Origin of the sequence: Moorena sp. SIO3H5 (assembly GCF_010692395.1) — a bacterium.
Lineage (GTDB): Bacteria > Cyanobacteriota > Cyanobacteriia > Cyanobacteriales > Coleofasciculaceae > Moorena.
The window spans coordinates 1-9308 of the sequence record NZ_JAAHHS010000311.1 but is presented as its reverse complement, the minus strand read 5'-3'; the positions used below and the strand labels follow the sequence as shown (position 1 = coordinate 9308).

At 43.6% G+C, this 9308-nt stretch carries 3 protein-coding genes and 1 pseudogene; 3 read left to right on the top strand and 1 reads right to left on the bottom strand.

The features are described 5' to 3' along the window. The first annotated feature begins 218 nt into the window (after positions 1-218). On the top strand, positions 219-1601 hold the full coding sequence (dnaA, locus tag F6K52_RS26390; RefSeq protein WP_293085280.1) for a chromosomal replication initiator protein DnaA: 1383 nt from the start codon (positions 219-221) through the stop codon (positions 1599-1601). A 640-nt stretch (positions 1602-2241) separates the two neighbouring features. Further along, positions 2242-3423 (top strand): DNA polymerase III subunit beta, encoded by a 1182-nt coding sequence (dnaN, locus tag F6K52_RS26385; protein WP_293085274.1) that lies wholly within the window; start codon positions 2242-2244, stop codon positions 3421-3423. A gap of 125 nt (positions 3424-3548) precedes the next feature. Here dnaN and F6K52_RS26380 read toward each other — a convergent pair whose 3' ends face one another. Further along, positions 3549-7235, bottom strand: a complete 3687-nt coding sequence (locus F6K52_RS26380) for an alpha-mannosidase (RefSeq protein ID WP_364419775.1) — start codon at positions 7233-7235, stop codon at positions 3549-3551. Between the two features lie 296 nt (positions 7236-7531). Between F6K52_RS26380 and F6K52_RS26375 the strand changes: the two are divergent. After that, positions 7532-9308 (top strand): annotated as a pseudogene (locus tag F6K52_RS26375) (hypothetical protein); the annotation flags it as partial.

Below are 9308 nucleotides of genomic sequence, written 5' to 3'. Positions count from 1 at the left end.
TGAGCAATTTGTAGAGTTTCACTCGCCATAGTAAAAGCCAAACGTCTATATCCGTCAAGCTTATTCGATCAAATGCTCAAACAGTACCTTCATATGCTGAAAATCGGTAAACCGTTTTGGGGAGTTGGATATAGGGAAAGGAATTTTTATTCTTTTGGTGTGGGCTGTTGCTCATGACATCTAGCTTAGAAACCATTGACTACGGTAGAAGAAAAACGGTGAAAATTTCCCCAGAACAACTATGGATTCAGGTATTAGAACGTCTCAAACTACAACTGAGTCAGCCCACCTTTGAAACTTGGCTCGAAACAACTACTGCTCAACAGCTTGACAATAACTGCTTGGTGATTCGCACTCCCAATCCCTTTTCCAGAAATTGGTTGCAGAAGTATTACGTTAAAAAAATTGCTGATGTCGTGGAAGATATTTTAGGTCAACCAGTGGAAATTCACTTCACAACAGCTACAGGAGACAATCACTCAATGACTGGTGAGGTTGACTTTTCCTGGTCATTTCCCGTAGCTACTAATCATTCCCAAAATACCTTTAAAAACCAGCCAAGACCGTCTAAGTTAAATCCTAAGCATGTTTTCTCTCGCTTTGTGGTTGGTCCTAATAATCGCATGGCTCATGCTGCATCTTTGGCGGTAGGGGAGTATCCAGGACGGGAGTTTAACCCTCTGTTTCTTTGTGGTGGTGTTGGTTTAGGCAAAACTCACTTAATGCAGGCAATTGGTCATTACCGCTTGGAGAATAACCCAGACTCTAAAATTTTTTATGTTTCTACTGAGCAGTTCACTAATGATTTAATTTCTGCTATTCGCGAGGATAGTCTCCAGAGCTTTCGAGAACATTATCGGACAGCTGAGGTACTTTTGGTAGACGATATTCAGTTTCTTGAAGGTAAGGAATATACTCAGGAAGAGTTTTTCCACACCTTCAATACTTTGCACGAAGCTGGTAAACAAATTGTTTTGGCATCAGACCGTCCTCCTAATCAGATTAATAGCTTGGAAGAACGCCTTTGTTCCAGATTTTCTATGGGGTTAATCGCTGATATTCAGCCACCGGATTTAGAAACCAGGATGGCTATCTTGCAAAAAAAGGCAGAGGACGAAAATATACGTCTATCCCACGATGTAGTTGAGTATATTGCTGCTAGCTACACCTCTAACATTAGAGAATTAGAGGGAGCTTTAATTAGAGCTGTGACTTATGTGTCGATTGCGGGGTTAGCAATGAATGTGGAAAATATTGCACCGATTTTGAACCCACCGACCAAGAAGATTAAGACTTCTCCTGAAGTGATTTTAAGTACTATATCCGATACGTTTAATCTTTCAGTAGAAGACTTAAAAAGTAGCTCTCGGAGGCGAGAAATTAGTTCGGCTAGGCAAATTGGAATGTATCTGATGAGGCAGCATACAGAATTGAGCCTACCCCGAATTGGGGAAGAATTTGGTGGCAAAGACCACACGACAGTTATGTACAGTTGCGATAAAATTGCTCAGCTGCGGGAAAAAGATGATGAGTTAGCTCAGAAACTTTCTCAGTTAAGCGATCGCATAAATCTGACAGCCAGGAGTCAAAACCAAAAATAAAACGTGTTTATAGCAATTATCAGCGACGTTTGAGGTACTTTTGTCTTGGCGTTTAGGGAGCAGGGAGTAGGGAGCAGGGAGTAGGGAATCGGGAATCGGGAATCGGGAATCGGGAATCGGAAGGAAAAATACTCTATACCTGATTAGGCTATAAAGCGATATTTTAATTAAAAGTTGATTAATTCAAGCTTGTTAATTAATTAACTTTTAATTAAACCTTGTCAATGAACGGCTTGAGCTTGATGCTATGATCGAGTTTACTGCCGGAATATCTGGCTTCTGAGTATAAATGCTCTGTGGAAAAATCAGCAAATTTTTCCACAACTTTTTCCACATATGGATTACTAGTCCAATTAGTATAGCGCTATTGTTTTTGAGTAAGCTATTAGCCTATGGGCTACGCGCTGCATCGCTACTTGAGGTTAGGACTTACACACAGCATCCATGGGTAGTAGGGTGGGCAAAACCTTGCCCACCCTACAGGTAGCTATTAGCTGAAGGCTGACCCCTGACCACTGACCACTGTTGGCGTAGCCTGCGCGTAGGGCATATACTTAGGTTTTTGAAGTGGTTTTGTAGAAACAGTACTAATCGAGTACTATAGTTCTTTGCTAAAGCAAGCCCCATTAGAAAACCAATCATGAAACTGGTTTGCAGTCAAAGTGACCTCAATACAAACCTTTCACTAGTGAGTCGGGTAGTCCCTTCTCGCCCTACTCATCCTGTGCTGGGTAATGTTTTGTTAGAAGCAGACCAAAAAAATCAGCGGGTGCTACTAACTGCTTTCGACCTTAGCCTGGGTATCCAGACTAGCTTTAAGGCTGACGTTGAGACAGGAGGGGAAATTACCCTGCCAGCAAAACTCCTCAATGATATTGTCTCTCGTCTACCTTCAGGGGAAATTACTCTAGAGGATGATGCTAAAGGTACAGACAGTGATAGCCTGATTGTGACCTTAACCTCAGCTACTGGACGTTATCAGGTTCGAGGAATGAGTTCTGAGGAATTCCCCGAACTGCCGGAAGTTAATGCATCCGTTGCCGTTCATCTTCCTGTAGAAGTCTTAAAAATTGGATTGCAGGGTTCTTTATTTGCCACTAGTTCTGATGAAACTAAGCAAGTGCTGACGGGGGTTCACCTTACTGTAAAGTCGGACAACTTGGAATTTGCTGCTACGGATGGTCACCGACTAGCAGTTGTGGAAACTAATCGGAGAATAGAGGAAAGTGCAACGACTAAAGCTACTCAAGAATTGGATGATCATGATTTCCCCCTAGAATTTACGTTACCAGCTAGAGCTTTACGGGAGTTGGAGCGGATAGTATCTAAGGCTGAAGCTCAGGATAATATTGCGATTCAGTTTGAGCCTGGTCAGATTGTTTGTCAAGGGGGAGAACAGCGTTTAACAAGCCGAACTTTGGAAGGACAGTACCCTTCCTATCATCAGCTGCTTCCCAAACACTTTGAGCGTCAGATCATTCTAGATCGCCGTCAATTACTGAGTGCAGTAGAACGGATTGCTGTGTTGGCTGATCAGAAAAATAATATTGTTAAGTTTAATATTGATAGTGTTAACCAGCGGCTTAACCTCTCAGTAGAGGCAAAAGATTTGGGTAGTGGTCAGGAGTCAATGGTAGTAGAAATATCGGGTGATAGTTTGGAAATTGCTTTTAATGTTAAGTACTTAATTGATGGCTTAAAAGCGCTTTCTAGCTCTGAGATTTCAATGCATATGAATGAAGCTAATAGTCCTGTAATTTTTAAGCCTCTAGGGGGATTGAAGATGACCTATTTGATTATGCCAGTGCAGATTAGGAAATAGCTAAGCATTCAGCGGTCAGTGGTCAGCGGTCAGCCCTCAGCCCTCAGCCTTTAGCTGATAACTGTTCGCGTAGCGTGCGCGTAGCGCTTAAGCTGATAGCTGATAGCTTACCTCCCGACTCCTTTCTAAATTATAGATTCAACTGCTAAACTAGTTATTTTCCAAGGCTCAATCTTAACTACTTTTTCATCAGATGATGGTTCTGATAAACTCACAGGTCTTTCCAATAAATCAACTAGATGAACTATTTTTAATCCCAAATCACTGACTAAGGATAAATTCGCTGACTCCCCATGAGATTCATAACACCTGAGAATCCATTGATCAGGGATATCTTCGGATTGTTTAAGTGCCATCAAAATTAGAGTCTTGGCTGACAAGTTTAATAGTTGTCCGGTTGATGGTAAAGAAGGTTGACTATTATTACTGAGATTATTATTGATAACAGCACTATTGCTGGAAGACCAAAGTAACCCTAGAAAGGGTAAGTTAAGTTGGTATGCTAGCTTAACTGTATTTGCAGAACGCCAACTGCCTTGATGAGGATACAGAGCATAGGTGAATTGGTGGATGCCTTGATCAGCTTCAGGATCGGGCCAAGTGGGAGAGCGAAGCAATGTTAGACGTAATTGGGAAGCCTGGGCATCATAGCCGTATTTGCAATCATTAAGCAAACTGACACCATAGGTTTGATCACTCAAGTCTGCCCAACGCAGAGCAGGTACTTCCCATTTAGCTTGCTCAGCAGGGGTTTGGGGTCGAGTAGAACGTTGAATTACCCCACAAGGCATCTCATAGGACACATAATCAGCATCAATGGCTAATGGAAAAGCAGCTTTGACTAATACATGGCGTTCTTGCCAGTCTACGGTAGTGGCAATTTTGAGGACTGGAGATTCCGCTGAGAGGATATAGTCCTGACAAAATTGCGATCGCATTAGCCGACGCACCACTCGCAAACGCTGACCCAATACTCCGGTTTCAATCCACTCGATCCCGATCAGCTCAGTGGTTGGCAAAGGATGGTCAGCATAATTTGGGTCTATATTCCATGCATCCCAATATTGACCACTATCCTCAAAAGCTTGTAGCTGATTTCCAGGACCACTAAGCACTTCCCGCTGATTAACCTGATCGAAGACACTACTCAACTCTCCAGTTTCTCGGTCTACCACTACTCGTAGGTATTGATTCTCTAAGACCAAATCTTCAATCGGGAATCGGGAATCGGGAATTGGGAATCGGTACCCACCCCTAGGGGGTGTCTTCCAACTCGCAGATCCCCCATTATCCCCCTTAAAAAAGGGGGACTTTGAGTATGGCTCCCCCCTTATTAAGGGCTGGGTCGCAGATCCCCCATTATCCCCCTTAAAAAAGGGGGACTTTGAGTATGGCTCCCCCCTTATTAAGGGGGGCTGGGGGGGATCATAATCTTGGGAATCGGCAATCGGCAATCGGGTACTGGGAGGTTGCTCTATGGTCAAGTGCTCAGTATTGCTACACAACCAAAACACGCGATATCCTACCGAAGGAATATTACTGGCTAGAAACAGCAATTCTATTTGAGAATAGGAGAGATTGTCATTGTTATTGTCATGGTTTTGGATGTGCTGGGCTTGATCGTGCCTAACTTGAGAGACTATCTTTTCCCCAAAACAGTCATACACTTCCCATTCAATTGACCCGACCGGTATAGAAACAGGTAAAGTAACAGCTAAAGAAATAGCAATTACTTCTGAACGCTGCCAATTGAGAGGATTAAAGACAATAATGGCTTGAGCATTGGGTTTTGGTGGTGGTGGCAGGCTGATCTTGGATGCGATCGCATTTAATGATTCTTCCAATATCTCCCCCGTCACCTCCTCGACTTCCTGCCAAGCCTGATTAGCGTCTACAAAGACTTCCGGAATCGATGTTCCTGGTAAGATGTCGTGGAACTGATTAAATAAGACCTTTTTCCAGGCTTCCTCCAGTTGAGTCTTAGGATAGGCTTGTCCTGTCGCAATGGTTTTAAGGGCTGCAAACAGTTCTGCTTGGTACAATAAACCCTCACAACGACGTAGATAGCGCTTTTGGTCAGCGTGAGTGGTATAGCAACCCCGATGGAATTCTAGATAGAGTTCATCATTCCAGACCGGAATCTCTTTAGTAGTTTGGCTTTTCAACCTGCTAACCTTGGCCAAAAGGCCACGCTTTCGGCAAAGCCGACGCTGCGCGAACGCGAACAACCTACTAACCTTTAAAAAATACTCACTGGCGGTGGTAAATTCCAGCTTTGGGAAGAATGGGGATTGTTGCCAACGTCTTGCTACTTGTAACATATCCCTGGTGGGACCACCGCCATGATCTCCTACACCAGGTAACCAAAAGGCATCTTTGAGTGAGGTTTGAATTTCCCAATCAATGGCGTAGCTTGCCATAGTAATGGGATTTGTATCCATAACACCAGCAACGTTAGGGGGAGACATCAGGCTGAAGATTTGGCTGCCATCGGGAGACTGCCACCAGAAAGCACCGTAGGGAAATTTGGTGGTATCGTTCCAGTGCAGCTTCTGGGTAACGAAGTAGTCAATTCCACCCTGTTTGAGCAATTGCGGTAGTTGCCAACAGAAGCCAAAACTATCGGTTACCCATGCCACTGTGCTTAACTGACCGAAGGTTTTCTGGACGTAACGTTGACCATAGAGGATTTGTCGGACAATTGATTCACCATCAATTAAATTTAATTCCGGTTCTACCCACATCCCCCCCACAATTTCCCAGCGACCAGCAGCCACTTGTTGTTTTATCCGTTTAAATAAGTCAGGGCGATGCTGTTCTATCCAAGCATAAAGGGCAGGGGTGGTATGGCAAAAGGTGAAATCTGGAAATTCTTCCTGTAGCTTTAATACTGATTCAAAGGTACGCACAGCTACGTCCCAGGTCTCGGTCACTGGCCATAACCAAGCCAGATCAAGGTGAGCATGACCTAGCATTTGGATAGAGTTTTGACTATTTTGAATTCTGAAGTTTGAATTTTCAATTGTACTGAGTTGTTCGCGCAATCGGGTAAGCGATCGCATAAATTCTGTCGGCTGTGACACCATTTCCCAATCAATCTCAGCCACAGCCTTAGCTAGAGTCGCTAATTGTTCTGGGTTAAAACTAGCGCTATACTTTTGTAAGATAGTCAATTCATCAGCTACAAAGCCTGGATCGATATCATCATTGGTGGCTTCGTAGAGGATTTGCGATCGCATTAATCCACCGATATCATGACCAGGACTAACCAACCTTAGGGCTACCGCAAACTCTTCCCCTGGCACTACTGCTGAATTGAGCAGTATCCGTGTGGAGGAATCAAACAAATCTCCCTCTTGTACCAGCTGACCATTGAGAAAAATCTCTGCCGATTCTGCCCACCAGGTCAATACCAAACGTAATCCTAAGCCCGCTAAAGGATAGCGCTGCAAATCCTGGGGCACTAGGAATCGTTGACTCAACCAGATCACTTGTCTTCCAGCAGACCAAGTAATGTAATCCTTGTGATTACGTTGGGCTATTGACCAATTCTCCCAGGTCTGTGGTTGAGTGGCCACAGGGTAAGGAATATCTCCGTTACAGTATCGCCAACCCTGCTGAACATTGGTTTGAGTTAAACCACGGAGTTTTGCGATCGCATCATTAATACCATCAATAATCTTAATCTGATCCATTTGGTTGACAGCGGTTTTCAATTCGTTGAGGTACTTTCGTTCTGGGAGGGAGCAGGGAGCAGGGAATAGGGAATAGGAAATAGGGAATAGAGAAACTTGTTCTGTGTACCTGATCAACTAGTCTTCATTGAAATTCTCTTGTTATTAGAGTAGGGGAGAGGATTTGACGTTTTTTTTGATAACGGAATAATATTCAATTTTAAATAAGCAACAGGTTATCATTAATTTGTTATTTGTGCTTTATTGACAGTTATCAGCTATCAGCTTATGTGCTACGCACACGCGAATAGTCAAAGGCAAACCGCTGACCACTGACCGCTGACTACTGACCACTGACCGCTGACCGCTGAATGCTTACAATCGAGCTTAAATGTCTATCAGCTAGCTAATCCCTCACCCAAACAATAACCATCATGTCTTCCCCTGCCAAAGGTCCCTATCGCAGTAGATTGTTTAACTTTATCAATCGACAATCTCAACGGTTTGCTGACCAAGTTCAACGTACAATACGCCATGTTAAGGTTGCAGGGGTATGGGGAGGACAAATTTTACTTTATCCGGTTTACCTACTGGTGCAAGCTAGTTTATCCGCTGGGCGTCAAATCTCCTCTTCGGTAAAAGCTGGATTGCCCCAATTAGGGACATTTAGCCACACGCAGCCCCAAGAAACACCGCCAGAAGCAGATACAGCAATTAAGCGAGTGCTACAAGAGTTGAACCTTAGCAAGTTTACCCTTGACGCTGGTCTAGACAACCTGAAACCGTCTAACGGGCAACCTGTAAGCCTCAATAACGGGCAACCTATCCTACTGGAACGGCAAAGGCTAACATCCCTAAATAACCAGGAACCCGTAAGCCTTTTTAACGGAAATGGTGTAAGCCGAGGAGAATGGGCAAACGGAAATCAAACCCCAGTTCAAGGCTGGACTAATGGGTATATACGGATTCAGGGAGTGGCTTGCTTATTGGACAACCGGGGTATAGTGCTGGTGACACTGGAAAATCAAATTCTGGATATATTAACACCCCAGCAGCAGCAAAAACTAATATCCAGAATCAGTTGGGAGCTGGCTGACTTACTGCGTAAATGGCGTTTAGCCCACTCCTTAGGCGGCAAAAAACCATCCCCTTCCCTTGCTACCTTAGATCACCCCCCTATTTTTCTACCCATCAGGCTATTCTGGCGATTAATGGCCTGGGTGCAAACTAGTCCTGTAGCGATCGCAATTAATCTTTTCGGGGAATCGAGGATCATTAGAGCTGTTTCCAAGGGTCAATCAGCCACCTCTAATCACCGACAATCTAAACCCAAACCATTCCAGCTATCACCTTCTAGCCAAATTCAAGACCTATTAACTGTCCTGGATAACAAATTGCTTGAACTGGAATCACACCAATTAGTAAAACGATCGGAAGTGGTGGTTAAAGTGAGTAAGCAAATCCCCCTAACCCTTCGCCAGAGTACTAATCAGCTGATTCAAGCCCTGCAAAAACCATTTATTAAGGGTGATAGCTCAGAGGAGGTAACGGTTGGATTTGAGACTAACCGATTTAAACTCTTAAGCTTAATCTATGCTGCGATTGACTATTTCTTTGGTAGAAAACCATCTAACTTTACTTTGAGTGGTTCCTCAGAGCACTACGAAATTCCTTCTGGTTATAGAGAGGGTTTACCAGGAGCAAATAGCAATGATTTATACCCAGAAGCCCATCAGCTATCAGCACATAATCTTTCTCCACTTTCCCCGTCATTAAAACCATCCACCTCAACACCATCTCGGTCTAAATCAGATCAACTTGATCCTTGGTTATCTGATAATGATTTATGGGGCAACCCAGATGGATATGACCACTACCAAAATTTATCTTCCTCAACCTCCAACTCCGGAAATCAGTCAGAATTGCCGGTTGCTAATCGTAAATATAGACATCAGTTACCAGAAGCATTCAACAGCAAGATTCCTGTGAAGCCAGAAAAGTCTATTTTGACCCTCTTTAAGCGATACGTGAACTTAATAAAAACTCCAGGTAAGCTGATTATATCCAGAAATAAATCCTCAAAAGTTAAACCAAAACCATCCATCAGCCAGAATAAAAATTCCAGGACTGATAAATTACCAGACCTGTCCCAACTTCAGGGTAATTTAGGAAAAACGACTCCCAAACAATCTAAACATCAACCACTAGCAA